The organism is Nocardioides luti (genome assembly GCF_014212315.1).
GTDB classification, from domain to species: domain Bacteria; phylum Actinomycetota; class Actinomycetes; order Propionibacteriales; family Nocardioidaceae; genus Nocardioides; species Nocardioides luti.
In genome coordinates this window covers 1,317,215-1,343,634 of sequence record NZ_JACKXE010000001.1, presented here as the reverse complement: position 1 = coordinate 1,343,634, position 26,420 = coordinate 1,317,215, and the positions used below count along the sequence as shown (strand labels likewise).

Below are 26,420 nucleotides of genomic sequence, written 5' to 3'. Positions count from 1 at the left end.
CAGGGGACACCTCTAGACTCGAAGGCATGTCGACCGACCTGGGCACCCCGCAGATCCTGTCGCCGGACGAGGCCGAGAAGGCCGTGCTCCTGGCGGCCCCGCGCGGCTACTGCGCCGGCGTCGACCGCGCCGTGGTGACGGTGGAGAAGGCGCTCGACCTGTACGGCGCCCCGGTCTACGTCCGCAAGCAGATCGTGCACAACAAGCACGTCGTCGCGAACCTCGAGTCCCGCGGCGCGATCTTCGTCGAGGAGCTCGACGAGGTGCCCGAGGGCCAGACCGTGGTGTTCTCCGCCCACGGCGTCTCCCCGGAGGTGCACGCCCAGGCCGCGGTCCGCTCGCTCAAGACCATCGACGCCACCTGCCCGCTGGTGACCAAGGTGCACCACGAGGCGAAGCGCTTCGCCGACGACGACTTCGACATCCTGCTGATCGGCCACGAGGGGCACGAGGAGGTCGAGGGCACCGCGGGCGAGGCGCCCGACCACATCCAGCTCGTGCAGAGCCCCGACGACGTCGCCGGCATCGTCGTGCGCGACCCGGCCAAGGTGGCCTGGCTGTCCCAGACGACGCTCTCCGTCGACGAGACGATGGCGACCGTCGACGCGATCCGCCAGCGGTTCCCGCTGCTGCTCGACCCGCCCAGCGACGACATCTGCTACGCCACCCAGAACCGCCAGCTCGCCGTCAAGGAGATCTCCCCGGACACCGACCTGGTGATCGTGGTCGGCTCCGGCAACTCGTCGAACTCCGTACGGCTCGTTGAGGTGGCCCTCGAGGCGGGTGCCCACGCGGCGTACCGCGTCGACGACGCCTCGGAGATCCAGGAGGCCTGGCTCGAGGGCGTGCGCACGGTCAGCGTCACGTCCGGCGCGAGCGTGCCCGAGGACCTCGTCGACGGGGTGCTGTCGTTCCTCTCGGAGCGGGGCTACCCGGACGCGCGCGCGGTGCACAGCGCCGAGGAGTCGCTGATCTTCTCGCTGCCCAAGGAGCTGCGCCGCGACCTCAAGGCTGCGGCTGCGGCCGCCCGCGCCTGACCTGCTCGTCCCGCGGCACCGGCCGCCACACGACGTGGCGGTAGGCGACGAAGTTCAGCGCCACCGAGACGCCGATCGCGAGCAGCTTGGCGATGAGCACCACCGGCGCACCCGGGTAGGTGCCGATCGCGTCCCCGGCGCGCAGCAGGGCCTGGATGACCAGCGGCTGCACCAGCCACATCGTGGTGCCGGTGGTCGCGAGGAAGAGCGCGGCCTGGCGCAGGGTGAGGCGGCGCGCGCCGAAGGTGAAGCGGCCGTTCACGACGAAGCTGAAGGCCATGCCCGCGCTGGTCGAGACGAGGTTGGCGGCCACGATCCCCAGCCGGTCGTGCAGCAGCAGGAACAGCCCGACGTCGAGGAGCGTGTTGACCACGCCCACCGCCGCGAAGCGGGTGCCGGTGCTCACGCCTGCTGCGCGGTGCGGATCGCGACGGGGAGCGGTGCGGCTCCCGCCGTACGGCCTCGCGCGGCGAGCGCCAGCGAGTAGAGCGGCCGCTGCTGGGCCTCGACGTAGACCCGGCCGACGTAGCTGCCGATCACGCCCATCATGATCAGCTGCAGCCCGCTGAGCAGGAACATCGCGACGCCGAGGAAGGCCCACCCGGGCACGGTCGTCTCGGGCGCGAACAGCCGGACGCCCACGACGTACGCCGCGCCCAGCACGCTGGCGAACGAGATGAGGTAGCCGAGCCGGGTGATCATCCGCAGTGGCACCGTCGAGAAGCCGAGGATGCCCGAGCTCGCGAAGGCCAGCATCTTGCGCAGCGGGTAGCCGGTGGTGCCGGCGTGGCGGGCGTCGCGGTCGAAGAGCAGCGCCTCCTGGGTGAAGCCCACGTGCGCGACGATGCCGCGCAGGAAGCGGTCGTGCTCGCGGTAGCGGACCACCTCGGCGACCACCCGGCGGTCCATCAGCCGGAAGTCGCCGACGTTGCGGGGGATCTCGATCGAGGCGAGCCGGTCCAGCAGCCAGTAGAAGGCGTAGGCCGTCGCGCGTTTGAAGGTGCTGTCGCGCCGGGTCCGGCGCTGGGCGTAGACCACGTCGACGCCCCGCTCCCAGATCCGCAGCATCTCGAGGCTGACGCGTGGCGGGTCCTGGAGGTCGGTGTCCATGACGATGACCGCGTCGGCCTCCGTGGACGCGTCGAGCCCGGCGGTGACCGCCACCTGGTGCCCGACGTTGCGCGACATGCTCAGCACCGTGACCCGTGGGTCGGCCTGGCGCAGCCCGAGCAGCTCGTCCAGCGACCCGTCGGTGCTGCCGTCGTCGACGTAAACGAACTCGAAGGTCAGGTCGGGCCGCGCCGCGGTGGCGTCGGTGAGGGCCGCGTGGAAGACCGCGACGTTGTCGGCCTCGTTGAAGACCGGCAGCACGTAGGCGACGTGGCGTCCGGGGCCGATCGTGCGGCCGGGCTCGTGGGGCGTCATGGGTCAGTTCTAGGAACGCCACCTGCGACGGACCTGTGAATGTGCCGTGGGCGCGGCATGAGCCGGGTGACGACCTAGACTCCGCAGGTGGCCCGTTTCGTCGACCTGCACCCGGACAACCCCCAGCCGCGCGTCCTCGCGCAGGTGGTGGACGCGTTGCGGGCGGACGAGCTGATGGCCTACCCGACGGACTCGGGCTACGCGCTGGGCTGCCAGCTCGGCAACCGCGACGGCCGCGACCGGATCCTGAAGATCCGCGGGCTCGACGACAAGCACCACTTCACGCTGATGTGCCGCGACTTCTCGCAGCTCGGCCAGTTCGTCCACGTCGACAACTCGGCGTTCCGCGCCATCAAGGCGGCCACACCCGGGCCGTACACCTTCATCCTCCCCGCGACCGGCGAGGTCCCGCGGCGGCTGATGCACCCGAAGAAGAAGACCGTCGGCGTCCGCATCCCCGAGCACCGCTTCGTCCAGGACCTGCTGGAGCTGCTCGGGGAGCCGCTGCTCACCAGCACCCTGATCCTCCCCGGCGAGACCGAGCCGCGCTCGATGGGCTGGGAGATCAAGGAGGAGCTCGACCACCAGGTCGACCTGGTCATCGAGGCCGGCGAGACCATTGCCGAGCCGACCACGGTCGTCGACTGGTCGAGCGGCGCTCCCGAGGTCGTCCGCCGCGGCGCCGGCGATCCGGACCGCTTCGAGTAGGCGGTGGGTGGCCGCTGCGGCGGGCGGGTGCGGTCAGCGGTTGCCGACCCGCTGGCGGACCGCCAGGCAGGTCAGGCACAGGGCGTAGCCCACGACGAGCGCGACGCTGTGGTGCGACAGCCCGGACACGACGGCCTGGACGACGCCGTCGCCGCGGTCGGCGATCATGGCGGGGCGGGTGAAGCCGAGCAGGGTGAAGACCGCGACCATGATCATCGGCGGCAGCACGCCGACGGTGAAGAAGTCCCGCGGGCGGACGGCCAGGGCGATCACGACGCACAGCGCGACGAAGCACAGGTCGAAGAAGAGGCTGATCCGGCCGACCATGAGCAGGTCGAGGACCACCGCGGTCAGGGCGACCGCCAGCCCGAGCGCGACGACCTGACGGCCGGGCTCGTGCCCTTCTTCCCAGAGAGTCCGGGTGTGGCTCACAGCGCCACCGTATTCTCCGCGGGACCGTCGTCGTCCGCGGCGCGCCGGTCGACGGAGCGGAGCTCGACGGTGCCGAAGGAGCGGGTCGTGGACTCGACCTGCCGCGGCGAGGGCAGCGGGTCGTCGGTGACCGCCAGCTCGTGGAAGCGGCGGGCGGACACCATCACGCGCGACTCCAGCGAGCCGACGGCCTGGTTGTAGTGGCCGACCGCGGCGTTGAGGGAGCGCCCCACCTGGTCGACGTGGCTGCCGAAGGTCGCGAGCCGGTCGTGCAGGTCGCGGCCCAGCCGGTGGATCTCGCGGGCCTGGTCGGCCAGCACCTCGTGGCTCCAGCCGTGGGCGACGGTGCGCAGCAGCGCGATCAGCGTGGTGGGGGTGGCGAGGACGACCTGCCGGGTGGCGGCGTACTCGATCAGGCCCGGGTCGGTCTCGAGCGCCGCGGCGAGGAACGACTCCGCCGGCACGAAGAGCACCACGAACTCCGGGGACTCGGGCAGCGAGCGCCAGTAGGTCTTCGACGACAGCTGCTCGACGTGGGTGCGCAGCTGGCGGACGTGGCGGGCCAGGTGGGCGGCGCGCTCGTCCTCGTCGTCGGTGGAGGTGGCGTCGAGGTAGGCGTCCAGCGGGACCTTCGCGTCGACCACGACCTGGCGGCCGCCGACGAGGTTCACCACCAGGTCGGGGCGCCGGGCGCCGTCGTCGAGGCGGACCTGCTCGGAGAAGTCGCAGCGGTCCACCAGCCCGGCGAGCTCGACGGCCCGTCGCAGGTGCAGCTCGCCCCAGCGGCCTCGGACCTGCGGCTTGCGGAGCGCGGTCGAGAGCGACTGCGTCTCGCGGCGCAGGGTGTCGGTGGTGTGCCGCATGTCGTCGACCTGCTGGTGCAGCTGGCTCTGCCACGAGACCCGCGTGTGCTCGAAGTCGCGCATCGTGTCGTGGAGGCGGTCCAGCCCCTGCATGACCTCGGCCTGGTCGACCATCCCCTGCCCGACCTCCAGCACGTGCGCCGGCCGCGACCGCACCCAGAGCACCCCCAGCACCGCGCCCAGGACGAGCCCGACCAGGAGCGTGAGGAACACCGTCAGCATCTGCATGGCACGAGCATGGCGGGGACCGCCGACAGTCCGGGTCGCGACAGGCGGGGGGCGGGTGCTCGTCACACCAGCCACTGCTTCATCACGGGATGCAGGCGGGGTGGAGGTTCCCGGGGCGAGCTCACCGTGGGAAGCGCAGCTTCGCCTGCATCCCGTGATGAAGCGTCACCCAGAGGAGCGGGCCGCCTCAGTCCAGCTCAACGACCACCGGCGCGTGGTCGGAGGCGCCGGCACCGGCGCGCTCGTCGCGGTCGATGAAGGCGCCGGTCACCCGGGACGCGAAGGAGGGCGAGCCGAGCACGAAGTCGATCTTGAGGCCGCGGTCGCGCTCGAAGCGCTGGCGGTAGTAGTCCCAGTACGTGTAGCCGGGCGCGTGGGCGCGGGTGACCTCGGCGTACCCGTCCTCGAGGAACGCCTGGAAGGCCGCCCGCTCGGGGGCCGTCACGTGCGTCGAGGTCCGGAACTGCGCGATGTCGAAGACGTCCTCGTCGAGCGGGGCGATGTTCCAGTCGCCGACGAGCGCGGTGTCCTCGCCGAGCCAGTTGCGAGCCGCCTCGCGCAGCGCACCGAGCCAGGCCAGCTTGTAGGCGTAGTGCGGGTCGTCGACCTTGCGGCCGTTGGGGACGTAGAGCGACCAGAGGCGTACGCCGCCGCAGACCGCCCCGATGGCGCGGGCCTCGGCCGCGACCGGGTCGCCGAAGCCGGGCATCGCGTCGAAGCCGACTTGCACGTCCTCGAGGCCGACGCGGCTGATGATCGCGACGCCGTTCCACTGGTTCGTGCCGGCGGCGGCCACCTCGTAGCCGCGGCCCTGCAGCCCCATCAGCGGCAGCTGGTCCTCGCGGGCCTTGGTCTCCTGCAGCGCCAGCACGTCGATGTCGTGGCGCTCCAGGAACGCCTCGACGCGGTCGATGCGGGAGCGGAGTGAGTTGACGTTCCAGGTCGCGATGCGCACCGCGCCACGCTAACGGGCGGCGCCGACCAGCGCCGCGACGGCCTCGACGAGGCGGTCCACCTCCTCGGCGGAGGTGTAAGGCGCGATGCCCGCGCGCACGGCGCCCTCGTCGCCCAGACCGGCGTGCCGCGACGCCTCGAGGGCGTAGAACGACCCGCCCGGGGCGTTGATCCCGTCGGCGGCGAGCTTCTCGTGCACCTCCCGGGCCGCGTGGCCGGCGACCGAGAACAGCGCGGTCGGCGTACGACGGGCGGGGGAGCCGTGCAGGGTCACGCCGTCGAGCGCGCCGAGCCCGGCCAGGAGCCGCTCGAGCAGCTCGTCCTCGTAGGCCTCGACGGTCGCCATCGACGCGAGCACGCCGGCGCGCCGGTCGTCACCACCGTCCCCGGGCGCCAGCCCGGCGATGAAGTCGACCGCGGCCGTGACGCCCGCGAGCAGCTCGTAGGGCAGCGTGCCGAGCTCGAAGCGCTCCGGCACGGCGTCCGTCGACGGCATCAGCTTGGCCGGGTGCAGCGACTCCAGCAGGGACGGCGCGGCGGCGAGGACGCCGAGGTGCGGGCCGAAGAACTTGTACGGCGAGCAGGCGATCAGGTCCGCGCCCAGGGCCGCGGCGTCGACGGGGGCGTGGGGCGTGAGGTGCACGGCGTCGACGTACACCAGCGCCCCGACCTCGTGCACGGCTGCGGCCACGGCGGCGACGTCCGGGCGGGTGCCGAACAGGTTCGACGCGGCGGTGATCGCGACCAGCCTGGTCTGGGTGGTCAGCACGGACTCGATGTCGTCGACCTCGGCGGTCACCGGGTCGAAGTCGAGCCACCGGACGGTCGCGCCGACGGACTCGGCGGCGATGACCCACGGGCGGATGTTGGAGTCGTGGTCGAGCCGGCTGACGACGACCTCGTCGCCCGGGCCCCACTCCTGCGAGGAGGCCAGCGTGCGGGCCATGTCCATGGTCAGCTGCGTCATCGAGCGGCCGAAGACCACGCCGCGCGGGTCCACGCCGAGCAGGTCGCCGACCGCCGCACGGGCGCCGAGGGTGACGGCGTCGGTGCGGCGCTCGGTCTCGCTGAAGGTGCCGCGCTGGCACAGCCCGCCGGTCATCGTGTCGGCGACGGCCTGCGCCACCGCGGACGGGACCTGCGAGCCGCCGGGGCCGTCGAAGTGGGCGACCCCGTGCCGGAGGGCCGGGAACTGCGCGCGGACCGCGCTGACGTCGTACGTCGTGCCGCCCATCAGACGAATGCGCTCTCGCCGGTGATGGCGCGGCCGACGATCAGGGTGTTCATCTCGCGGGTCCCTTCGTAGGAGTAGATCGCCTCCGCGTCGGCCACGAACCGGCCGACGTGGTGCTCGAGCAGGATGCCGTTGCCGCCGAGCACCTCGCGGGCCCAGCCCACGGTCTCGCGCATCCGGACGGTCGCGTGCACCTTGCACAGCGAGGCGTGCTCGTCCTTGAGCAGCCCGGCGTCCTGGAGCTGCGAGGCGCGGACGTTCATCGCGGTGGCGGCGGTGACGTTGGAGAGCATCTTGACCAGCAGGTCCTGGACCATCTGGAACGACGCGATCGGCTTGCCGAACTGCTCGCGCGCCTTGGTGTAGCGCAGCGCGTGCTCGTAGGCACCGCGCGCGCAGCCGACGGCCTGCCACGCGACGCCCATCCGGGTCACCTTGAGGACCTGGGCGGTGTCGTGGAAGCCGTTGCCCTCCTGGAGCCGGTTCTCCTCCGGGACGTGCACGTCGGCGAGGTGGATCTCGGAGTTCTGCACGACGCGCAGCGCGATCTTGTCCTGCTGGACGTCGAAGGTCATGCCGGGCGTGTCCTTCTCGACCACGAAGCCCTTGACCTCGCCGTCGTCCTCGTCGCGCGCCCAGATGATCACCAGGTCGGCGAAGTCGGCGTTGCCGATCCACTTCTTCTCGCCGTTGAGGACCCAGCCGTCCCCGTCGCGCTTCGCGGAGGTCGCGAGCCCGCCGGCGATCGCGGAGCCGGTGTCGGGCTCGGTGAGGCCGAAGGCGCCGATCAGCTCCATCCGCGCCATCGCGGGCAGCCAGCGCTCCTTCTGCTCCTCCGACCCGCAGAGGTGGATCGAGCCCATGGCCAGCCCGCCGTGCACGCCCATGAACGTGGCGATCGACGGGTCGACGCGGCCGAGCTCCATCGCGACCATGCCGTCGACGAGCGCGCCTCGCGCGGGGCAGCCCGGGCCGTCGTACGCCAGGCCGGCGATGCCGAGCTCGGCCAGCCCGGGGACCAGGTCGTGGGGGAACGTCGCGCGCGTCCAGTGCTCGTTGATCACCGGCTCGACGACGCGGGTCATGTGCGCCCGGACGCTGCTGAGCAGCTCGCGGTCCCGGTCCTCGAGCAGCAGCTCGAAGCCCAGGAAGTCCGAGAAGGGCGAGTCGGTCAGGTCGAGGTCCTCGAGGTCAGCGCTCACCTCAGCAACATAGTTCAGTCGACCCGACGCCGGTGCTCACCAGTCGCTGGGGAGCGAGCCGTGGAAGCTCAGCAGCCGCCAGCCCGCCGGCGTACGCCGGGCGGTGACGGCGAGCCGGAACGGTGCCGCGTCGTCGACACCGTCCTCGGTGAACACCACCTGCCCGACCGCGGCGAAGCCGAGCACGTCGGCCGTCTCCAGCACGACGTGCACCTCCGCCAGGTCCCAGCGCAGGGATCCCGGCTGACCGACGACGGCCGCCAGGTACGCCCGCACGGCCTCCGGTCCGTGGTTGTACGCCGCGGTGCCGATCAGCACCGCGTCGTCGTCGAACAGGGCCGTCAGGCGGTCGACGTCGCGGCTGTCGACGGCGGCCTGGAGCAGGGCGACGACCTCGCGGGCGGTGGCCTCGGAGCTCATGGACGAACTCTGGCACGCGCCGCGGGCCGAGGTGCTTGGATCGGCGTCATGAGGCGCACGGTCGAGTGGCTGCTGGTGGGGGCGATCGTGCTGGACGTCGCCTACTGGACGATCTGGTTCGTCGACCGGGACGTCCTCGCGAGCGAGCACCGCGCGGCGTACTACGAGTTCGAGAACGCCTTCCCGCTCGCCGACCTGTGGCTCGGTGTCGCCTGCCTGCTGGCCCTGCTCGCGCTGCGTGCCGGGCGTCCGTCGGCGACCTTCTGGCTGACCGCGGCGGGGTCGGCCGGGCTCTACCTCTTCGGCATGGACTTCCTCTACGACGTGGAGCACGGCATCTTCACGTCCGGCGCGGGCGGTGCCATCGAGGCGGCGATCGTCGCGGTCACGCTGGTGTTCTCGGTGGTCGTGCTGCGCTTCGCGTGGCGTCAGTGGGCGGAAGTTTCACCGGGTACCCGGTGAAACTGGCGCTCCTGTCAGGGAACTCCATGACATGAGCGCCAGTTCCATGACAGGAGCAGCCAGCGGGTGGAGCCAGCGGGGAGCGGCCCGGCGGACAAGCCCCTGACCTCCCGCCGACCCGCGGGCTTGGCGAGCGAAGCAGACTGGTGAGATGGCCTCCGACGCACGCACCCTCCTGACCGACAAGAAGTCCGAGCTGGAGGAGCAGATGGCGGTGCTCGAGGAGCCGCCCGGCTCGCCGGGTGAGATCTCCTTCGGCAAGCGGATCGGCGAGGGCACGTCGATCGCCGTGGACCGGCTCTCGCAGGTCGCCGTCCACGACCAGCTCCAGGTCACGATGGTCGACGTCGACCGCGCCCTGGTGAAGCTGGACGAGGACACCTACGGCACCTGCGACGTCTGCGGGAAGCCGATCCCCGAGGGTCGCCTCGAGGCGCTCCCGTGGGCCACGCTCTGCGTCGAGGACGCCGCCAAGCGCTGACCCGGTCGCTCAGCCGCGGTCCTCGTCGAGGAACGCCTCGATCACCGGTACCAGCTCGTCCGCCTCGGTGAGCACGCCGAGGTGCCCGCCCGCGTAGAGGTGCAGCCGCGCGTTCGGGATCAGCGCCGCCTGCATCCGCGGGTTGGCCGCCGGGATGATCGGGTCGTCGTCGCCGCCCATCACCAGCGTCGGCTGCCTGAGCAGCCCCAGGAACGGCAGGCTGGTCCAGCCCGTCATCGCGGCGAGCTGGTAGTAGTAGCCGCGCTTGGGCCCCGACCGCGTCGTCGCGTGCAGCAGCGCCGCGCCCCGCGCGGGGTCGGTGCGCATCGAGCCGCCGTAGATCAGCGGCGCGACGGTGGCGGCGTACGCCGGGTCGCGGTGGCGCCGCGGCGTCGACATGATCCGCAGCACCCGGGGGTGTGCCGGCACCATCAGCATCCCGGTCCCGGTCGCGACCAGCACGACGCGGCGCACCCGCTTGCGCGACTGCACGGCCAGCTGCTGGGCGAGCCCGCCGCCCCACGACAGCCCGAGCGCGTCGTACTCGCGGTGCCCGAGCTTCGTCATCAGCGCGCCGACCCACGACGCGAGGGCCGCGATCGGGTAGGGGAACGGCGGCGCCTGGCTGCCGCCGACACCGGGGACGTCGAAGCGCACGACGCCCCGGTCGGGGTCCAGCGCGTCGACGAGCGGCTGCAGCGCCTCGAGGCTGATCCCGATGCCGTTGCAGAGCAGCAGCGGCGGCTCGCCGACCCGGTCGCCGCGCGCCGCCCGCACCGACACCCGGGCCTGGAGCCCGCGCACCGACACCGACCGGACCCGGTCGCGGGACCGGACGGCGTCGCGGCCCTCAGCGGTCGTGGACATAGGTCCCGGGTGCCTCGCAGAGAGGGGCGTACGCCGCGTTGCCGGCCTTGCGGGGCTTGTTCCGCTCCGCACCCGAGCGGGCGTCCAGCCAGGCGACGTAGTCGTCCCACCAGCTGCCCTTGACCTTGTGCGCGCCCTCGAGCCAGGCCGCCGCGTCGGCGGGGTTCTCCGGCGCGGTCTGGAAGCTCGCCTTGGGGTTGCCCGGAGGGTTCACCATCGCGGCGATGTGCCCGCTGGTGGAGAGCACGAACTTCGTGTCGCCGCCGAACAGCTGCGTCGACTGGTAGCACGACTCCCACTTGCACAGGTGGTCCGCGATGCCGGCGACGACGTAGGTGTCGCGGTCGATCTTGCCCAGGTCGACCTTCGAGCCGAGCATGGTCGACTCGCCGGCGGTCACGAGCGCGTTGCGCAGTGCCAGGTCCATGAAGTCATGGTGCATGGCGGCCGTCATCCGCACCGGGTCGGCGTTCCAGTACAGGATGTCGAAGGCCTTGGGCGCGTGCCCCATCAGGTAGTTGTTGACCCAGTAGTTCCAGATCAGGTCGTTGGGGCGCAGCCACGCGAAGATCTCGGCCAGCGCGCGCCCGTCGAGGTAGCCCTTCTCCTTCGACGCCCGCGTCGAGGCTGCCGCAGTCTTGTGCGAGAGCAGCGCGCTGGTGACGCCGGCGCGCTCCTGGTCCAGCACGGTCACCATCAGGCTGAACGACGCGACCCGGTCGGCCTCGCCGATGTCGGCCAGGTGCGCGACCAGCATCGAGGCGATCATCCCGCCGGAGCAGATGCCGAGCACCGAGGTGCGGTCCTGGCGCGAGATCTTCTCGCAGGCGGTCATCGCCTCGATGATCGCCTGGCCGTAGGTGTCCAAGCCCCAGTCGGCGTGCCGGGCGTCCGGGTTGCGCCACGAGATCACGAAGACCTGCTGGCCGCCGCGCACCAGGTGCTCGACCATGCTGCGCTCCTCGGCCAGGTCGATCACGTAGTACTTGTTGATCGTGGGCGGGACGACGAGCAGCGGCACCTCGCGGACCTGTGGGGTCTGCGGGGTGTACTGGATGAGCTCGAAGACGTCCGTGCGCAGCACCACGGTGCCGGGCGTGACCGCGAGGTCGGCACCGACCTCGAACGCGTCCGACTCGACCATCGAGGGCACCCGCGGTGGTGTCGCGAAGTCGCGCACCAGCCGGCGGCCGCCCTCGAGCAGGTTGCCGCCCCCGGTGTCGAGCGTGCGCTTGAGCACCTTGGGGTTGAGGAACGGGTTGTTGCTCGGAGCGGTGGCCTCGACGAGGTTGTCGACGATGAAGCCCATCCGCTGGCCGTCGCCCCAGTCGAGCTCGGCGTCCTCGACCAGCCCGCGGGCGGCCTGCCCGAGCGCGAGGTAGCCCTGCAGCGTGCGCTTGAAGAGCGGGTTGCGCGACCAGGCCTCCTCGGCGAAGCGGCGGTCCTTCTCGGACGGCGCGAGGTCGGAGCGGCCGACCCCGATCCGGGCCAGGTCGGCGGTCAGGCCGAGCCCACGGCGTACGACGCGCTGGGGCCGGCGCGCAAGGGCGGCGGTCATCCGCACGCCGGACATGCCGGGCACGAAGCGCCGCAGCGGGCTGCGGGAGGCCTCGGAGAGCAGCATGTCCAGCGGGGTGGACAGGGTGCCGTCGTCCTCGCGGCCGTTCGCGTCCGTGCCGGTGTCGCCGTCGACGGCGTGCAGCCGGTCCTGGGCGGCCTTCTCGACGCTGGTCGTGGCGCTCACTTCTGCAGCGCTCCTTCCGGGGCCTCGACCTCGCGGCGCAGGATCTTGCCGGTCGGCCCCTTCGGGAGCTCGTCGACGATCCAGACCGCGCGGGGGTACTTGTACGCCGCCAGCCGCTCCTTCGCGAAGGCCTGCAGGTCCTCGCCGCTCACCGAGGCGTCGCCCTTGAGCGCCACCGCGGCGCCGACCTCCTCGCCCAGGTCGTCGTCCGGGATGCCGATCACGGCCACCTCGGCGACGTCGTCGTGCTCGTAGAGCGCCTCCTCGACCTCGCGGGGGTAGACGTTGTAGCCGCCGCGGATGATCAGGGACTTCTTCCGGTCGACGATGAAGTAGTAGCCGTCCTCGTCGACCTTGCCGAGGTCGCCGGAGAGGAACCAGCCGTCCTGGATGGCCTCCTCGGTGGCGTCGTCGCGCTCCCAGTAGCCCCGCATGACGTTCTCGCCCTTGATCGCGATCTCGCCGACCTCGCCCTGCTCGACCTCCTTCCGGTCGTCGTCGACGATCTTCATCTCGACCCCGCGCAGGGCGGTGCCGATGGAGCCCGGCTTGCGCTCCTGCCCGGGCTGGTTGAACGACGCGACCGGCGAGGTCTCCGAGAGCCCGTAGCCCTCGAGCACGTCGCAGCCGAAGGTCTCCTCGAACTTCTTCATCACCTCGACCGGCATCGCCGAGCCGCCGGAGATGCAGGTGCGCAGGCTCGACATGTCGGCGTCCGCGGCCCCGTCGGCGTGCAGCATCCCGGCGTACATCGTCGGCACGCCCTCGAAGACGGTGACCCGGTCGCGCCCGACGACCTCGAGCGCCTTCGCGGCGTCGAAGCGGGGGATCAGGGTCAGGCAGGCGCCGGTGAGGACCGAGGCGTTGAGCCCGCAGGTCAGGCCGAAGACGTGGAAGAGCGGCAGGCAGCCCATCACCACGTCCTCCTCGCCCAGCTCGAGCAGCGTCTCCGCGCTGGTCGCGGCGTTGGTCATCATGTTGTGGTGGGTCAGGCTGGCGCCCTTGGGCTGGCCGGTCGTGCCGGACGTGTAGAGCAGCACCACGAGGTCCTCGTCGTCGCGCTCGACCACCTCGGTGTCGGGCTCGTGCGCGCCGAGCAGCTCCTCGAAGTCGGCGGGGTCGACGCTGATGCACTCGATGCCGACGGCCTCGGCGCCCTTGCCGGCCTCCTCGGCCATGTCCTTCCAGGCGAGCACGACCTTGGCCCCCGAGTCCTTGAGGTAGTACTCCACCTCGCGGCCCTTGAGCAGCGGGTTCATCGGCACCACGACCGCGCCGGCCTGCACCGCGCCGTAGAAGACGACGGGGAACGCCGGCACGTTGGGCAGCACCAGGCCGACCCGGTCGCCGGGCTCGACACCCTTGTCCTTGAGGAGCGCGGCCACCCGCTGCGCACCTTCCTGGAGCTCCGCGTAGGTCAGCACGTGCTCGTCGAGTCGGACCGCGGGGCGGTCCGGGTGGTCCTGCGCGGTCCGGGTCAGGTTGTCGGCCAGGTTGCTCACGGTGCCTCCGGCATCGTCGTGGTGTCGTGGTGCTCGGACCCTCGTCCCGTACCCCCTGTGGCCCCCGTCACACGTCTGGACCGCCGGCGTCTCCGTGGGTGGACAGGGGCGTCGTACGCCGTCCCCGACCCGGGCCGGGAGGTGTGGGCGGCGCGCCGGGTGGGCATCGTCCGGCTGCCCCGCTCTCCGGTGAGCGGGACCGATCCCGAGGAGTCCCGTGCGCAGCGCGCTGCCGATCACCGTGGCCGCGGCCCTGGCCGCGTCGCCCCTGCTCGCCGCGTGCGCCGACGACGACCCCGACCCCGCGCTGTCCTCCGTGGTCTCCCTGTACACCCGGTCGGTCGGCCCCCTGGCCGCGGCCGTCGTCTCCTACCGCGAGGCGGAGGGCGTGCTCCCGCAGCAGGTCGAGCAGCAGGACGGCGACCTGGTGGCGAGCAACTTCGGCTACGACGCGGGCTCGGAGCCGCGGGTGCCGGCGGGGGAGGCGGACCTCGCGTGGTTCCACTCCGACGGCAGCACCTACGACTTCTGCCTGACCACGTCGCGCGGCGGCGTGCGCACCCACTACCTGGTGCGGGGGGCCGGCAGCGGCGACTACGCGCAGACCAAGGAGCTCGAGCGGGGCGCGTGCCCGGCGGCCCCGTCGGAGTGACCGCCGGCGGCCGTCCGCGCTGATTCGTGGCGATCCCGCCGCGCCCGTAGACTCGCCGCCCGTGGCACTCACCATCGGCATCGTCGGTCTCCCCAACGCGGGCAAGTCGACCCTCTTCAACGCCCTCACCAAGAACGACGTCCTCGCGGCGAACTACCCCTTCGCCACCATCGAGCCGAACGTCGGCGTCGTCGGGGTCCCCGACGACCGGCTGCCGCAGCTCGCGAAGGTGTTCGGGTCCGCGAAGGTGCTGCCCGCGACCGTCGAGTTCGTCGACATCGCCGGGATCGTGGCGGGTGCCTCCCAGGGCGAGGGCCTGGGCAACAAGTTCCTCTCCCACATCCGGGAGTCCTCGGCGATCTGCCAGGTCACCCGCGTCTTCCGCGACGAGGACGTCACCCACGTCGACGGCGAGGTCAATCCCGCCAACGACATCTCCACGATCCAGACCGAGCTGATCCTGGCCGACCTGCAGACCGTCGAGAAGGCCGTGCCCCGCCTGGAGAAGGAGGCCCGCGGCAACAAGGCGGTCGCCCCCCAGCTCGAGGCCGCCAAGGAGGCGCTCGCGCACCTCGAGGCCGGCACCCCCATCAGCTCCACGAAGATCGACCGCGCCCTGGTCCGCGACCTGTCGCTGCTGACCGCCAAGCCGTTCATCTTCGTCTTCAACTGCGACGCCGACGAGCTCGCCGACGAGGCCCTCAAGGCCAAGATGCAGGAGATCGTCGCGCCCGCCGAGGCGATCTTCCTCGACGCGAAGTTCGAGGCCGAGCTGGTCGAGCTCGACGACGACGAGGAGGCCCGCGAGATGCTGGCCGAGATGGGCGTCACCGAGCCCGGCCTCGAGACCCTCGCCCGCGTGGGCTTCGACACCCTCGGCCTGCAGACCTACCTGACCGCCGGGCCCAAGGAGACGCGCGCCTGGACGATCCGGAAGGGTGACACCGCCCCCGAGGCGGCCGGCGTCATCCACACCGACTTCCAGCGCGGCTTCATCAAGGCCGAGATCGTCTCCTTCGACGACCTGATGGCCGCCGGCACCATGCAGAAGGCCAAGGAGGCCGGCAAGGTGCGCATGGAGGGCAAGGACTACGTCATGGCCGACGGCGACGTCGTGGAGTTCCGCTTCAACGTCTGAGGCTCGCCTCAGCGGGTGACGACGACCTTCCCCCGCGCCTTGCCCTGCTCGACGTACGCCATCGCCTCGGGCGTCTGGTCGAAGGGGAAGGTGCGGTCGAGCACCGGGCGCAGGGTTCCGTCGTCGTACAGGCCGGCGAGCGTCGCGAGCTGGGCGCCGCTCGCGTGCATGAACAGGAACGAGTAGCGGACGCCGAGCTTCTTCGCCCGTCGGCGCACCTTGCGGCTGAGCAGCGCCATGACGGGTGCGAACAGGGGCTGGCCCACCTGCCGGGCGAAGGCCGGGTCGGGCGGGCCGACGACGCTGATGGCCAGGCCGCCCGGCGCGAGCACGGCCAGGGACTTGTCGAGGTTGGCGCCGCCCAGGGAGTCGAGCACGACGTCGTAGCCGCCCAGCACCTCGGAGAAGTCCTGCTGCGTGTAGTCGACGACCTCGTGGGCGCCCAGGCCGCGGACCTTGTCGAGGTCCTTGGTGCTGGCGGTGGTGGCGACGTGGGCGCCGAGGTGGCGGGCGAGCTGGACCACCGTCGAGCCGAGGCCGCCGGCGCCGGCGTGGACGAGCACCTTCTGGCCCGGCTGCACGTCGGCGACGTCGACGAGGGCCTGCCAGGCGGCCAGGGAGACGAGGGGTACGGCGCCGGCCTCGGCGAAGGACAGCGAGCGCGGCTTGAGCGCCACGTCGTCGGCGTCGATGGCGATGAGCTCGGCGAACGTGCCGATCCGCAGGTCGCGTGGGCGGGACCAGACCTCGTCGCCGACCGCGAAGCCGCGCACGTCGGCGCCGACCTGCGTGACGACGCCCGCGACGTCGTGGCCCAGGACGAACGGCGGACGGTACTTCAGCAGCTGCTTGAACTCGCCCTTGCGGAGCATCGTGTCGAGCGGGTTGACGCTGGCGGCCCGGACGTCGACGAGCACGTCCCGCGGCCCGACCGGGGGAGCCGGGAGCTCGCTCGGCTGCACGGTGTCGGCGCCGTACCGCGCGACCGTGAACGCCTTCACGACGCGGCCCGCGACGAGGAGGGCGTGCCGGAGGTCGGGGCCGGGCCGGTGACGATCCGCATCGCGTTGTCGCGGGCGGAGGCAAGGACCTGGTCCGACAGGTCGAGGTCGGTGACGGCGCGGGCGAGCTGGAGCGAGGCGATCAGGAGGCTGTAGAGCCCGATCGCGCGGTCCCGGGCCTGCGGGACGTCGTCGGCCGCGAGGTGCCGGGCGATCGCGTCGATCAGTGCCCGGGCGCCGTCCGTGTAGGCCTGCCGCGCGGCCGGCTCCTGCCGGGTGATCTCGTCGAGCAGCGCGGCCGAGGGGCAGCCCTCGCCGGGGTCGTCGCGGTGCCCGGGGGAGAGGTACTCGTCGACGACGACCTCGACCGAGGCGAGACCGAGGGGCAGTGTCTCGACCCGCGCGACCTGCGCCGCGAGCTGCTCGGCGACGACGGTGGCGATCAGGTCGTGCTTGGAGGCGAAGTGGCCGTAGAAGGCGCCGTTGGTCAGTCCGGCGTCGGCCACGAGCGTGGCGATGCCCGAGCCGTCGAAGCCGTCGCGCTTGAACCGGCGCGCGGAGGTCTCGACCATCCGCTGTCGGGTCTGGTCCTTGTGGTCGGGCGCGTACCTGGCCATCGGCGTTCCTCTCGTCGGCGTGCTTGCGCCCATCATAACAGTATGATCATAATAGTATGACCGTAATGCTCACCACGAACCCGGGAGTCCCCATGACCGAACGCCGACGTCGTCCCTACGACCTCACGGACAAGGTCGTCCTCGTCACCGGCGGCAACGGCGGGATCGGCGCCGCGACCGGGCGCGAGCTGCTGCGGCGAGGCGCCCGCCTCGTGGTCGCGGACCTCGACCCCGGCACGCCCCGGCGGGCGGAAGCCCTCGGTGCCGACCGGGTCCTCGGCTGCGTCGCCGACGTCCGCGACCGGTCCTCGCTCGACGAGGTGGTCGCCCGGGCCGTGGGGCGCTTCGGTCGGGTCGACGTCGTGATGGCGAACGCCGGCCTGCTCGCGACGGCGGCCACCCTGCGCAACACGCCGGTCGCGGACGTCGAGACGACGCTCGCCGTCAACGTCACGGGCGTCGTGAACACGGTCGCCGCCGGGCTCGACGAGGTCATCCGGAACGAGGGCCAGGTCGTGCTGATGAGCTCGGTCTTCGCCTTCGTCAACGGGATGGGCACCATCCCCTACGCCATGAGCAAGGCCGCCGTCGAGCAGCTCGGACGCGGCCTCCGGGTGGAGCTCGCCGACCACGGCGTCACGGTGCTGACGGCGTACTTCTCGCTCGTCGAGACGGAGATGATCCGGCACGGCGTCGACGAGGACGACGTCGTGACCGCGCTGCTCGCGACGCTGCCCGCGCCCATGCTCGCCCGGATCAGCCCGGCCGCCGCCGCGACGGCCATCGCCGACGGGCTCGAGCGCCGCTCGCCCCGGGTCGTGCGTCCCGGGGTGTGGCGTCCGGTCTCGGCGCTGCGGGGTCTGGTCGGACCGGCCCTCGACGCCCGCTTCGCCGGCGACCGCCGCGTCCTCGACGTCCTCGCCCGCCTCGACGCCCGCCCCACCCCCACCCGCCCCACCCCCACCCGCCCCTGATCCACCACCCACGAAGGAACCGACATGACGACCTGGCGCGACACGCCCACCACGACCATCGCGATCGACGGCACGACGTTCGCCTACCGCGAGCTCGGAGCAGGATCCGGCGTACCGGTGGTCCTCCTGCACCACTTCACTGCCGTCCTAAACGACTGGGACCCGGCGATCGTCGACGGCCTCGCCGCGGAGCACCGCGTGATCGCCTTCGACAACCGCGGCGTCGGTGGGACCGGCTCCCGCGTCCCGCACGACATCGAGCGGATGGGGGCCGACGCGATCGCCTTCATCAGGGCGCTCGGGCTCGAGCAGGTGGACCTCTTCGGGTTCTCGCTGGGCGGCGCGGTCGCCCAGATGGTCGCGCTGCAGGCCCCCGACCTGGTGCGTCGGATGGTGCTCGCCGGCACCGGCCCGCGCGGCGGCGGTGGCATCTGGAAGATGCCGTTCATCGTGGGAGGCGCCTACGCCAAGGCCTTCGCGACCCGCAAGGACCCCCGCCACTTCCTCTTCTTCCCGCGCGACCGCGCGGGCAGGGCCGCGGCGGAGGAGTACTTCGCCCGTCTGGGCGAGCGCACCCAGGACCGCGACCGCCCGATCTCACGGCAGGCGGCCCTGGCGCAGCTGCGCGCGATCACCACGGCGGGCCTCCATGCGCCCGACGACCTGTCCGCGATCACGGTGCCCGTCCTGGTCGCCAACGGCGACCACGACCTCATGGTCGCCAGCGAGCACTCGGCCGACATGGCCCGCCGGCTGCCGGACGCGAAGCTCGTCGTCTACCCCGACTCGGGCCACGGCGGCGTCTTCCAGCACCACGAGAAGTTCGTGCCCGAGGTGCTCGCCTTCCTGGCCGACTGACCGGGCGTAGGTCCGTCGCGCTCAGGAGCCAGCGACGACGACCAGCTCGTTGCCCTCGGGGTCGGCGACCCGCCAACGGCCGTCCGCGTCGTCGAGGAGGCGGCCGCCGGCCGCCACCGCGCGGTCTGCGCGTGCCCCGGCGACGTCGGAGGGGACGGTGAGCTCGACGTGCAGGCGGTTGCGCTGGCGACGGCGCTCGGTGTCCGACGTGTCGAGCTGCTGGAACACCAGCTCGGGGTCGAGCCGGCGCGGGTCGACGATGTCGCTGACGCCGTCGCGGCGGTCGGGGAGGTAGCCCAGCGCGGCGAGCCAGAACGCGCGCACCGCCTCGACGTCGGCGGCGTCGAGGAAGACCTGGACGAAGCGCGGCAGGTCCGGATCCGCCGTCGCCCCCAGGTCACGGGCGGCAGCCTGGAGGTCGGCAGCGAGGTCGGCGAAGTCGAGGTCCAGGCCGTGGGCGTCGGCGTCCGCCAGGTCCTTGCCGCTGTCGAGGACCACGAGCCCGGGGCGGAGATCCACCAGAAGCGGGAAGCCCGCGGCGTCCGCCAGCCGTGCCGCCGCCGCGGCCAGGTCGCGCTGCTGCGCCGGGGACGTGGTGCGGTAGCACGCCATCGAGCCGAAGACCGTCTGCCAGTCGGCCGTCGCCCCGGTCTCGCCGAGCGGGTCGCCGGGCACCAGGTCGACCTCGTTGCCGTCGGCGTCGGCGTGCCGGACCTCCCAGGGCCCGGCGCCGTCCCCGAGACCCAGTCGCTCGACCACCGCGGCCGGGCGCACGACGTCGAGGTGGATCCTGTTCCGGAGCGGGCGTGGTTCGTCCGACGGACGGATCCGCAGCTCCGGGTGGCGTCGCAGCGGGTCGACCAGGTCGTCACCCGCCGGCACGTGGTCGAGCACGCCCTGCCAGAACGGCGTCACCGCAGACGGGTCGGGCGACTCCAGGACGACGTCGAGCTGCTGCAGCGCGCCCGGGGCGGCCCGCAGTCCGAGGTCGCGGGCGGCTGCCGCGACCGCCTCGGCGTACGTCGCCGCCGCGAGCCGGACGCGCAGGCCGGTCGTGCGCAGGTCGACCGCGCTGTCCGGCGCGACCTCCAGGACGCGTGCGGCCAGGGCCGCGCCCTCGGTCAGTGACGCGGCGTCGAACCATGCCGTCGTCACGCCGTCGATGGTCCGCCAGTCAGCCCCCGTGCCTGTCATGCGCAGCACTGTAGGACCGGTCCCGGACGATCGACGTCCGGGTGCTGATGATCAGCCGAGCAGGACGTCATCGGTTCCGAGGGCTATCGCGCTCGGAACCGATGACGTCCCGGACCGGCTCAGACACGAACGCCGCCTCGGGGTCAGCGGTGGCCCTCCGGACCGCCGCCCTCACCGCCGGGGGCGACGCCACCCGGCGCCGCACCACCGGGGCCGACGCCGTCGCCGTCGCGGTCGGCGGTGGGCTCGAAGCGCTGGCCGTGGTCGTCGCGACCGCCGCGCTGGTCGTGGCCGTCGGCCGTGACCCGGCCGAGGGCGAAGCTGCCCAGCAGGGCGAGCACGCCGACGAAGGTCGCGACGCCGGCGAGCACGCCGCGGCCGCGGGGGACGCGCGCGGCCGCGCGGCGCCAGCGGCTCTCGGGCGCGGAGGTGGCCGCCGGGGCGCTCTCGGCGGCGTACGTCGTGTCGGCGGGTGCGTCCGCAGGGCCGGCCGGTCCCTCCACGGGGGGCTGGACGGTGGTGGGGCGTGTCTCGTCGTGCTCGCTCACGGTGCTCCTCGGGTTCGGGGAGGACAGCGTCGCGGCGCGAACTGGCAGGACCCTCGGACGCGCCTGTGAGGACGCCATGAGGCTTACCCTGAGGCCCGGACACGACCGACGACTCGGGGGAGACCGCCGATGCTGAACCGCCGCCTGGCCACCGTGTGCCTGACCGTCCTCGCCGCCTCGACCCTGGCTGCGCCGGCGCCGGCCGGGGCGGCGGCCGAACGGTGGGGTCCGCTGCGCGAGGCGCAGGGCAACACCCTCGCGGTCGCGCTGAGCGGCACCACCACCGCGCTGATCAGCATCGGCGGCCCGCACGACGCGACGGTCTACGACCAGCGCCGCACCGCAGCCGGTCTCGGCCCGCGCACCGCGATCACGTCGGTGGCGGGCGCGGCGTACTGCCGGCCGGTCGAGGCCGCGACCGCGCGGGGCAACCTCGCGGTGGCCGTCGAGTGCCAGAAGCGGACCGACCTCGAGGACCCGCCGACCCGGCTCGCGGAGCTCGTGTGGACGGCCGACGACGGCTGGGTGTCGCACGTGCAGGCCGAGGGCGAGCTCGGGTCGCTGGACTACTCGCCCCGCGGTCAGTACGTCCTGTTCACCACGAACAGCGGCTACGGCCGCCCGCACCACCTGACGACCTACCACGCGGACCTGGGCTGGCGGGACCTCGCGCGACGCGAGCAGGGGTCGTACGGCGACCGGCTGGTCGGCGCCGTGAACGACGCCGGTGACCTCGTGGCGCTGCGCGGTGCCGGCTTCGAGGACGAGCCGGGCTACTGGTTCGGCGGCCGGCTGCGCCTGCAGACCTACGACGCGACGACCCGCACCTGGACCCAGCGCCTCGACGAGGCGTACCCCGACGGCGGCATCGACCCGGCCGGGGTCGACCTCGCGGCCGGGCGGATCGTCGCGAGCGTCGTCGAGTCGCGCTCGACCGGCGAGCTGCACGGCCTCGCGCACCGGGTGCGCCTGCTGGCCGGCACTGCGACCGCGCCGCAGGAGTGGACGACGCCGCGCTGGCAGCGGGAGGTCCTGCACTCCTCCGCGGCGATCACCCGGGCAGGGGTCGGGGTCTTCGGGTGGCAGTCCGCCCACGGCCGCCGCACGGCCGGCGCGTGGTTCGCCACCTGGGCGCCCGACCGGGCGACCCCGAAGGCCTACGACCTCAGGTGGCGCACCACCCTGACACCCGCGGCCCGCACCGGCCGGGCGATGGACCTGTCGATGAGCCCCAATGGTCACGGCGCGATCGCCTACGTCCGGCACCGGCCGGGCGCCGACCACGCCGCGGTGGCCGGGGTGTCGTTCCGCGTGGGCCGACGTGGCGGGGTGAGCGACGACGTCGACGTGACCTGGCGGCAGCCGGTCGACGTGACGGTCAACGGCGCCGTGGCCGCCGCGACCGGCAGCAGCGTCACGCTCGGCCGGATGGGGCGGACGTACTACCTGTCGCCACGGTCGAGGTACAGCATCGGTCCCTAGCCCACCGACCCGGCCGGCGCGGCGAAGTCCACGTCGGCCGCGGCGAGCACGGACTCGAGGGTGGTGTCCTCGAAGGAGTCCGGGTAGGCCTTGTGGACCAGCGCCTCGTCGGCGGCGGGGACGAGCTCGGGGACGTACTGCCAGCCGTCGCTGCCCTCGGCCAGCCCCTGGGACTGCGGATCCGGACAGCCTGCACGCCAGGACGAGCCGCCGACAACGCTCCCCGGCCGATCTGCTCGTAGACTCGGGCCCTGCCCGTGATCCCCGCCGGGCGCCCCACCACCCCGATCCCAGGACCCCGTGACCTCCTCCACCGAGAGCCCCGCCGAGAGCCCCGCCGCGACGCCCGCCGAGAGCACCACCGACTCCCCGAGCGCCGCCGACGGCCGTCGCGCGTCCGAGGTGACCCGCGAGGCCGCGCGCCGGCGTACCTTCGCCGTCATCAGCCACCCCGACGCCGGCAAGTCGACGCTCACCGAGGCGCTCGCCCTGCACGCGCAGGTGATCACCGAGGCCGGCGCGGTGCACGGCAAGGCCGGGCGCCGCTCGACGGTGTCGGACTGGATGGAGATGGAGAAGGCCCGCGGCATCTCGATCACGTCGGCCGCCCTGCAGTTCGCGTACGGCGAGCACGTGATCAACCTGGTCGACACCCCCGGCCACTCGGACTTCTCCGAGGACACCTACCGCGTGCTGTCAGCCGTCGACGCGGCCGTCATGCTCATCGACGCCGCCAAGGGCCTCGAGCCGCAGACCCTCAAGCTCTTCCGCGTCTGCAAGGCGCGCGGGATCCCGGTCATCACCGTCATCAACAAGTGGGACCGCCCCGGCCTCGACGCGCTCACGCTGCTCGAGGAGATCGAGAACCAGATCGAGCTGCAGCCCACGCCGCTGACCTGGCCGGTCGGCATCGCCGGCGACTTCCGGGGCGTCCTGGAGCGGCGCACGGGGGAGTACATCGCCTACACCCGCACCGCCGGCGGCGCGACCCGCGCCCCCGAGGAGCGGATGGGAGCCGACGCCGCCGCCGCCCGCGAGGGCGAGGCCTGGACCGCCGCCGTCGAGGAGGCCGAGCTGCTCTCCTCGGACGGCTCGGACCACGACCAGGAGCTGTTCCTGAGCGGGTTCACCACCCCGGTGCTCTTCGCCTCCGCGATCTCCAACTTCGGGGTGGCGGCGCTGCTCGAGACCCTGGTCGAGCTGGCCCCGTCGCCCCCGGCCTTCGGGTGGGGCGAGGAGGACGAGACCGGCCGGCACCTGCAGGTCCGCGAGGTGGCCGCGCCGTTCAGCGCCTTCGTCTTCAAGGTGCAGGCCGGCATGGACACGAACCACCGCGACCGGGTCGCCTTCGCCCGGGTCTGCTCGGGCGTCTTCGAGCGCGGCATGGTCGCGACGCACGCCCAGACCGGCCGGCCGTTCGCGACGAAGTACGCCCAGGCGCTCTTCGGCCGCGAGCGCGCGGTGCTCGACCAGGCCTACCCCGGCGACATCATCGGCCTGGTCAACGCCAACGCCCTGACCGTCGGCGACACGATCTTCCTCGACGAGCCGGTCTCGTTCCCCCCGATCGCGACCTTCGCCCCCGAGCACTTCGCGGTCGCGAGCTCGAAGGACGCCGGCCGCTTCAAGCAGTTCCGGCGCGGCATGGAGCAGCTCGACAGCGAGGGTGTCGTCCAGGTGCTCCGCTCCGACCTGCGCGGCAACCAGATGCCGGTGCTCGCCGCCGTCGGCCCGATGCAGTTCGAGGTCGCCGAGGCTCGCATGGAGAGCGAGTTCGGCGCGCCGATCCGCCTCGAGCGGCTGTCCTACACGCAGGCCCGGCGCACCGACGCCGCCTCCGCGCCGGCGCTCGAGGCGATCCGCGGTCTCGAGGTGCTCTCCCGCGCCGACGGCACGCTGATGGTGCTGGCGCCCGACGCCTGGCGGATCAGCGTCGTCGAGCGCGACCACCCCGACCTGGTGCTCGAGACCCTGCTCGCCGGCGGCCGCTGAGCGGACCGCGCCCCTTGCGCGTCGGCGGGACACCGCGCAGCATCGAGCCATGGAGCCGACGATCTACGAGGCCGTGGGCGGGTACGACGCCCTCGTGCGGCTGGCGCACGCGTGGCACCAGCGCTGCCTGGCGGACCCGGTGGCCAGCCACCCGTTCGGCCACCCGGGGCAGCACCCGGACCACCTGGCCCGGCTGGCGACGTACTGGGCCGAGGCGCTGGGCGGTCCCGCCGACTACTCCGCCGCGATGGGCGACGAGAGCCACGTGGAGCGGCTGCACGCGGGCAACGGCGAGCACCACGACCTCGACGAGCGGGCGATCGCCTGCTTCGAGGCCGCGCTCGGCGATGCCGACCTGCCCGACGACCCGCGCCTGCACGCCACGCTGGCGGCGTACTTCCGCTGGGGGACCGGGCTGATGGCCCGCCACCCGGACTCGCCCGACGACGTGCCGGCCGGGCTCGCGCTCCCGCACTGGTCGTGGGACGGGCCCGTCACGACTTGAGTCGCATCACATTCGGCGTCCGTGGGGATGCGAACCGGCCCGCCGTTCGTTGAACCGGTATGACCACCACCGCTTCCCCCCGCCTGATCGACGACCTCAACGTCCTGCACTCCTCCTTCGTGGAGGGCATCAACCGTGCCGTCGAGGGCGGCGACCTCGTCCGCGCCGTCGAGCTGGCGCAGGTCTACGACGTCGAGGCGACCCGCATGGTCGCCGAGCGCGAGGGCAAGACCCACCTGCTCCCGCTGCGCCGCCGCTGAGCCTCGAGCGCCACGATCACGCCGACCAGCGGACCGCCTGCCGGAACGGGTCGGCCAGGCCGCTGACGCCCGCGAGGTCGTCGCGCCGGTCGAGCAGCTCGTCGAGCTCGCGCTGCAGTGCCGTGAGGTCCGCGTTGCGCCTGGCCGCCGCGACCTCGTCCGGCCCCGTGGTCGGCCCGGTCACGAGCCCGCTCCCACCAGCGTGAGGCCGGTGACGAAGCCCTGCAGCAGCGTGCCGTCGGGCAGGATCGTGCCGACCATCTGCAGCGTGTCCGCGCCCGGACCGGCCCCGAGGTCGGTCTCGCTGAGGACCCGGCCGGTGCGCGGCGAGATCCGGGCCAGGCGGTACGACGGGGCCGCACCCGTGCGCGTGACCGTGTAGAGCACGCCCTCGGCGCGCGAGAGCCGCGGCACCGCGGCCGAGGCCGTCCGGGTGCGCCACACCGTGCGGCAGCCGTGCCGGCCGACGTGGATCTTCTGCATGCCGCCGACGAAGTCGGCGCTCGCGGGCTGCGCCTCACCCGCGCCGTCGGGCGTTGCCGGGTAGGGGTAGCCGTACGTGCTGGCGACGTACACCTGCCGGCGCCAGCCGATCGGGGAGTTCTCGGTGCCGCTGTTGCGGCGGCCGAAGAGCGGGACCGAGCAGACGGTCCGCCCGGTGTCGGCGCGGTAGACCAGCAGGTGCTCGCGCGGCCGCGCGTTGTCGGTCATCGCGACGAGCTCGTGGCCGGTGCGCGGGCCGAAGAACGTCGGCGTGGCACCGCTGCCGTGGCTGAGCTGCCCGGGCTTGCGGGCCTTGCCGCGGGCGTAGGCACGCCGCCAGACCTGGTGCACCGCCCCGGACGCGCCGGCGCGCAGGAGGTACGTCGCGTGGTCGGTCACCACGGAGACGCCGTCGGGGGACGTCGCGATCGAGTTGGCGACGATCTCGCCGTGGCCCAGGCGTCGCATCACGACGCGCCCGGACGCGGGATCGGCGTACCCCGCGCGGCCGGCCGCGGTGGCGAACCAGACCCGGCCGTCGAAGCCCGGCGCGACGGTGCTGATCGCGTCGCAGTCCGGCGCCCCGCAGGCGCGCCGGAAGGCCGGGCGCAGGGGCACGCGGTCGTCGACGGTCAGCTCCCAGCCGGTGGCGGTCTCGTGGTGGCCGACGAGGAGCAGGTCGCCGGACCCGTCGGCGGTGACCATCCGCCCGTGCGCGTCCACGTAGGCGTAGACCCCGCCGAGCAGGCTGCCCTTCTGCAGGGCCAGCCGGGCGAGCGGGGCCCCGGTCGCGGGATCGAGGAGGTAGAGCGTCGGCGCGCGGTCGGCGTAGCTGGTGCACAGCGCCTGGGGCAGGCCGTCGACGCCGGCGAGGATCGTGGGGCAGACGCCGGCCAGCGGGACGGAGACCGGTGTCGCCGGGTCGGCGCCGGGACCGGCGTACGGCGTGGTGTCGGAGGCGCCGCTGTCGCCGTGCATCGACGAGGTGCCGTCCGGGCCGGCGTACCGGTTGTGCGGCGGGACCCCGTGCCCGGCGGGAGCGCCTGTGGACCCCGCGAATGCGCCGGGCACCAGACCGGCGACCACCGTCAGGGCGGTCACGACGGACGCGAGGGCGAGCAGGCCCAGCGGGCGGCGGAGGAGGAGGCGCACCCAAA

Annotated in this window: 30 protein-coding genes; 12 read left to right on the top strand and 18 right to left on the bottom strand. The window is 73.0% G+C overall.

Annotation, left to right across the window (positions count from 1 at the left end; translation table 11 throughout):
- The first annotated feature begins 26 nt into the window (after positions 1-26).
- Positions 27-1,037: a 4-hydroxy-3-methylbut-2-enyl diphosphate reductase gene (locus H5V45_RS06465; RefSeq protein ID WP_185252177.1), complete on the top strand. Its 1,011-nt coding sequence runs from the start codon at positions 27-29 to the stop codon at positions 1,035-1,037.
- Here H5V45_RS06465 and H5V45_RS06460 read toward each other — a convergent pair.
- Together H5V45_RS06460 and H5V45_RS06455 are read right to left on the bottom strand one after the other, a co-directional pair.
- A complete protein-coding gene (locus H5V45_RS06460) occupies positions 1,006-1,443 on the bottom strand; it encodes a GtrA family protein (RefSeq protein ID WP_185252176.1) in 438 nt (145 codons plus the stop codon). The two genes, H5V45_RS06465 and H5V45_RS06460, sit on opposite strands and share 32 nt — an antisense overlap.
- Positions 1,440-2,462, bottom strand: coding sequence for a glycosyltransferase family 2 protein (locus tag H5V45_RS06455; RefSeq protein ID WP_185252175.1), 1,023 nt, complete (start codon positions 2,460-2,462; stop codon positions 1,440-1,442). Before H5V45_RS06455 ends, H5V45_RS06460 begins: the two co-directional genes overlap by 4 nt.
- Positions 2,463-2,549: 87 nt before the next feature.
- On the opposite strand from H5V45_RS06455, the gene H5V45_RS06450 reads away from it, so the two are divergent.
- A complete protein-coding gene (locus tag H5V45_RS06450) occupies positions 2,550-3,170 on the top strand; it encodes an L-threonylcarbamoyladenylate synthase (RefSeq protein WP_185252174.1) in 621 nt (206 codons plus the stop codon).
- A gap of 33 nt (positions 3,171-3,203) precedes the next feature.
- Here the strand turns inward: H5V45_RS06450 and H5V45_RS06445 are convergent, their stop codons facing one another.
- From H5V45_RS06445 to H5V45_RS06420, 6 genes are all read right to left on the bottom strand, one after another.
- Positions 3,204-3,602 (bottom strand): DUF6542 domain-containing protein, encoded by a 399-nt coding sequence (locus H5V45_RS06445; RefSeq protein ID WP_185252173.1) that lies wholly within the window; start codon positions 3,600-3,602, stop codon positions 3,204-3,206.
- Positions 3,599-4,693 (bottom strand): DNA recombination protein RmuC, encoded by a 1,095-nt coding sequence (locus tag H5V45_RS06440; RefSeq protein ID WP_185252172.1) that lies wholly within the window; start codon positions 4,691-4,693, stop codon positions 3,599-3,601. The genes H5V45_RS06445 and H5V45_RS06440 overlap by 4 nt, the downstream gene beginning before the upstream one ends.
- Before the next feature lie 187 nt (positions 4,694-4,880).
- Positions 4,881-5,648, bottom strand: a complete 768-nt coding sequence (locus tag H5V45_RS06435) for an exodeoxyribonuclease III (protein ID WP_185252171.1) — start codon at positions 5,646-5,648, stop codon at positions 4,881-4,883.
- A 9-nt stretch (positions 5,649-5,657) separates the two neighbouring features.
- Complete coding sequence (locus tag H5V45_RS06430) at positions 5,658-6,881, bottom strand: cysteine desulfurase-like protein (protein ID WP_185252170.1); 1,224 nt, start codon at positions 6,879-6,881, stop codon at positions 5,658-5,660.
- The gene (locus tag H5V45_RS06425; RefSeq protein ID WP_221633929.1) at positions 6,881-8,083 is read right to left on the bottom strand and encodes an acyl-CoA dehydrogenase family protein; all 1,203 of its coding nucleotides are present in this window, start codon (positions 8,081-8,083) and stop codon (positions 6,881-6,883) included. Before H5V45_RS06425 ends, H5V45_RS06430 begins: the two co-directional genes overlap by 1 nt.
- 36 nt (positions 8,084-8,119) lie before the next feature.
- A complete protein-coding gene (locus H5V45_RS06420) occupies positions 8,120-8,503 on the bottom strand; it encodes a nuclear transport factor 2 family protein (protein ID WP_185252169.1) in 384 nt (127 codons plus the stop codon).
- Positions 8,504-8,551: 48 nt separating this feature from the next.
- On the opposite strand from H5V45_RS06420, the gene H5V45_RS06415 reads away from it, so the two are divergent.
- Positions 8,552-8,965 carry a hypothetical protein gene (locus H5V45_RS06415; protein WP_185252168.1) on the top strand — a complete coding sequence of 138 codons (414 nt, stop codon included), beginning with the start codon at positions 8,552-8,554 and terminating at the stop codon, positions 8,963-8,965.
- A 151-nt stretch (positions 8,966-9,116) separates the two neighbouring features.
- Positions 9,117-9,446 (top strand): TraR/DksA family transcriptional regulator, encoded by a 330-nt coding sequence (locus H5V45_RS06410; RefSeq protein ID WP_185252167.1) that lies wholly within the window; start codon positions 9,117-9,119, stop codon positions 9,444-9,446.
- Between the two features lie 9 nt (positions 9,447-9,455).
- Here H5V45_RS06410 and H5V45_RS06405 read toward each other — a convergent pair whose 3' ends face one another.
- From H5V45_RS06405 to H5V45_RS06395, 3 genes are read right to left on the bottom strand one after another with little or no spacing between them, the layout of a single operon-like run.
- Positions 9,456-10,313: an alpha/beta fold hydrolase gene (locus tag H5V45_RS06405; RefSeq protein ID WP_185252166.1), complete on the bottom strand. Its 858-nt coding sequence runs from the start codon at positions 10,311-10,313 to the stop codon at positions 9,456-9,458.
- Positions 10,297-12,057 carry a PHA/PHB synthase family protein gene (locus H5V45_RS06400; RefSeq protein ID WP_221633928.1) on the bottom strand — a complete coding sequence of 587 codons (1,761 nt, stop codon included), beginning with the start codon at positions 12,055-12,057 and terminating at the stop codon, positions 10,297-10,299. Before H5V45_RS06400 ends, H5V45_RS06405 begins: the two co-directional genes overlap by 17 nt.
- Positions 12,054-13,559 carry a long-chain-fatty-acid--CoA ligase gene (locus tag H5V45_RS06395; RefSeq protein ID WP_185252165.1) on the bottom strand — a complete coding sequence of 502 codons (1,506 nt, stop codon included), beginning with the start codon at positions 13,557-13,559 and terminating at the stop codon, positions 12,054-12,056. Before H5V45_RS06395 ends, H5V45_RS06400 begins: the two co-directional genes overlap by 4 nt.
- Positions 13,560-13,776: 217 nt before the next feature.
- Between H5V45_RS06395 and H5V45_RS06390 the strand changes: the two genes are divergently transcribed.
- Together H5V45_RS06390 and ychF are read left to right on the top strand one after the other, a co-directional pair.
- A complete protein-coding gene (locus H5V45_RS06390) occupies positions 13,777-14,211 on the top strand; it encodes a hypothetical protein (RefSeq protein WP_185252164.1) in 435 nt (144 codons plus the stop codon).
- A gap of 61 nt (positions 14,212-14,272) precedes the next feature.
- On the top strand, positions 14,273-15,349 hold the full coding sequence (gene ychF, locus H5V45_RS06385; RefSeq protein ID WP_185252163.1) for a redox-regulated ATPase YchF: 1,077 nt from the start codon (positions 14,273-14,275) through the stop codon (positions 15,347-15,349).
- 8 nt (positions 15,350-15,357) lie between these two features.
- Here ychF and H5V45_RS22590 read toward each other — a convergent pair whose 3' ends face one another.
- Together H5V45_RS22590 and H5V45_RS06375 are read right to left on the bottom strand one after the other, a co-directional pair.
- Entirely contained in the window at positions 15,358-16,350 is a 993-nt protein-coding gene (locus tag H5V45_RS22590) for a zinc-binding dehydrogenase (protein WP_185252162.1), read from the bottom strand.
- Positions 16,347-16,967, bottom strand: coding sequence for a TetR/AcrR family transcriptional regulator (locus H5V45_RS06375; protein WP_185252161.1), 621 nt, complete (start codon positions 16,965-16,967; stop codon positions 16,347-16,349). The genes H5V45_RS22590 and H5V45_RS06375 overlap by 4 nt, the downstream gene beginning before the upstream one ends.
- Before the next feature lie 92 nt (positions 16,968-17,059).
- Between H5V45_RS06375 and H5V45_RS06370 the strand changes: the two genes are divergently transcribed.
- Both H5V45_RS06370 and H5V45_RS06365 read left to right on the top strand, forming a co-directional pair.
- Entirely contained in the window at positions 17,060-17,941 is an 882-nt protein-coding gene (locus tag H5V45_RS06370; RefSeq protein ID WP_185252160.1) for an SDR family NAD(P)-dependent oxidoreductase, read from the top strand.
- Positions 17,942-17,965: 24 nt separating this feature from the next.
- Complete coding sequence (locus tag H5V45_RS06365) at positions 17,966-18,799, top strand: alpha/beta fold hydrolase (RefSeq protein WP_185252159.1); 834 nt, start codon at positions 17,966-17,968, stop codon at positions 18,797-18,799.
- A gap of 21 nt (positions 18,800-18,820) precedes the next feature.
- On the opposite strand, the gene H5V45_RS06360 is transcribed toward H5V45_RS06365, so the two are convergent.
- Together H5V45_RS06360 and H5V45_RS06355 are read right to left on the bottom strand one after the other, a co-directional pair.
- The gene (locus H5V45_RS06360; protein WP_185252158.1) at positions 18,821-19,993 is read right to left on the bottom strand and encodes a VOC family protein; all 1,173 of its coding nucleotides are present in this window, start codon (positions 19,991-19,993) and stop codon (positions 18,821-18,823) included.
- A 143-nt stretch (positions 19,994-20,136) separates the two neighbouring features.
- The gene (locus H5V45_RS06355; RefSeq protein WP_185252157.1) at positions 20,137-20,541 is read right to left on the bottom strand and encodes a hypothetical protein; all 405 of its coding nucleotides are present in this window, start codon (positions 20,539-20,541) and stop codon (positions 20,137-20,139) included.
- Positions 20,542-20,670: 129 nt separating this feature from the next.
- Between H5V45_RS06355 and H5V45_RS06350 the strand changes: the two genes are divergently transcribed.
- Positions 20,671-22,023, top strand: a complete 1,353-nt coding sequence (locus H5V45_RS06350; protein WP_185252156.1) for a hypothetical protein — start codon at positions 20,671-20,673, stop codon at positions 22,021-22,023.
- On the opposite strand, the gene H5V45_RS06345 is transcribed toward H5V45_RS06350, so the two are convergent.
- Positions 22,020-22,337 carry an isochorismatase family protein gene (locus H5V45_RS06345; protein ID WP_185252155.1) on the bottom strand — a complete coding sequence of 106 codons (318 nt, stop codon included), beginning with the start codon at positions 22,335-22,337 and terminating at the stop codon, positions 22,020-22,022. The two genes, H5V45_RS06350 and H5V45_RS06345, sit on opposite strands and share 4 nt — an antisense overlap.
- Between H5V45_RS06345 and H5V45_RS06340 the strand changes: the two genes are divergently transcribed.
- The 3 genes from H5V45_RS06340 to H5V45_RS06330 are packed head-to-tail and all read left to right on the top strand — an operon-like array spanning position 22,324 to position 24,780.
- Complete coding sequence (locus tag H5V45_RS06340) at positions 22,324-24,015, top strand: peptide chain release factor 3 (RefSeq protein WP_185252154.1); 1,692 nt, start codon at positions 22,324-22,326, stop codon at positions 24,013-24,015. The two genes, H5V45_RS06345 and H5V45_RS06340, sit on opposite strands and share 14 nt — an antisense overlap.
- 49 nt (positions 24,016-24,064) lie before the next feature.
- A complete protein-coding gene (locus H5V45_RS06335) occupies positions 24,065-24,520 on the top strand; it encodes a globin domain-containing protein (RefSeq protein ID WP_185252153.1) in 456 nt (151 codons plus the stop codon).
- A gap of 59 nt (positions 24,521-24,579) precedes the next feature.
- Positions 24,580-24,780 (top strand): hypothetical protein, encoded by a 201-nt coding sequence (locus tag H5V45_RS06330; RefSeq protein WP_185252152.1) that lies wholly within the window; start codon positions 24,580-24,582, stop codon positions 24,778-24,780.
- A gap of 16 nt (positions 24,781-24,796) precedes the next feature.
- Here the strand turns inward: H5V45_RS06330 and H5V45_RS06325 are convergent, their stop codons facing one another.
- Positions 24,797-24,964 (bottom strand): hypothetical protein, encoded by a 168-nt coding sequence (locus H5V45_RS06325; protein ID WP_185252151.1) that lies wholly within the window; start codon positions 24,962-24,964, stop codon positions 24,797-24,799.
- A complete protein-coding gene (locus tag H5V45_RS06320) occupies positions 24,961-26,415 on the bottom strand; it encodes a hypothetical protein (protein WP_221633926.1) in 1,455 nt (484 codons plus the stop codon). Before H5V45_RS06320 ends, H5V45_RS06325 begins: the two co-directional genes overlap by 4 nt.
- Positions 26,416-26,420 lie beyond the last annotated feature (5 nt).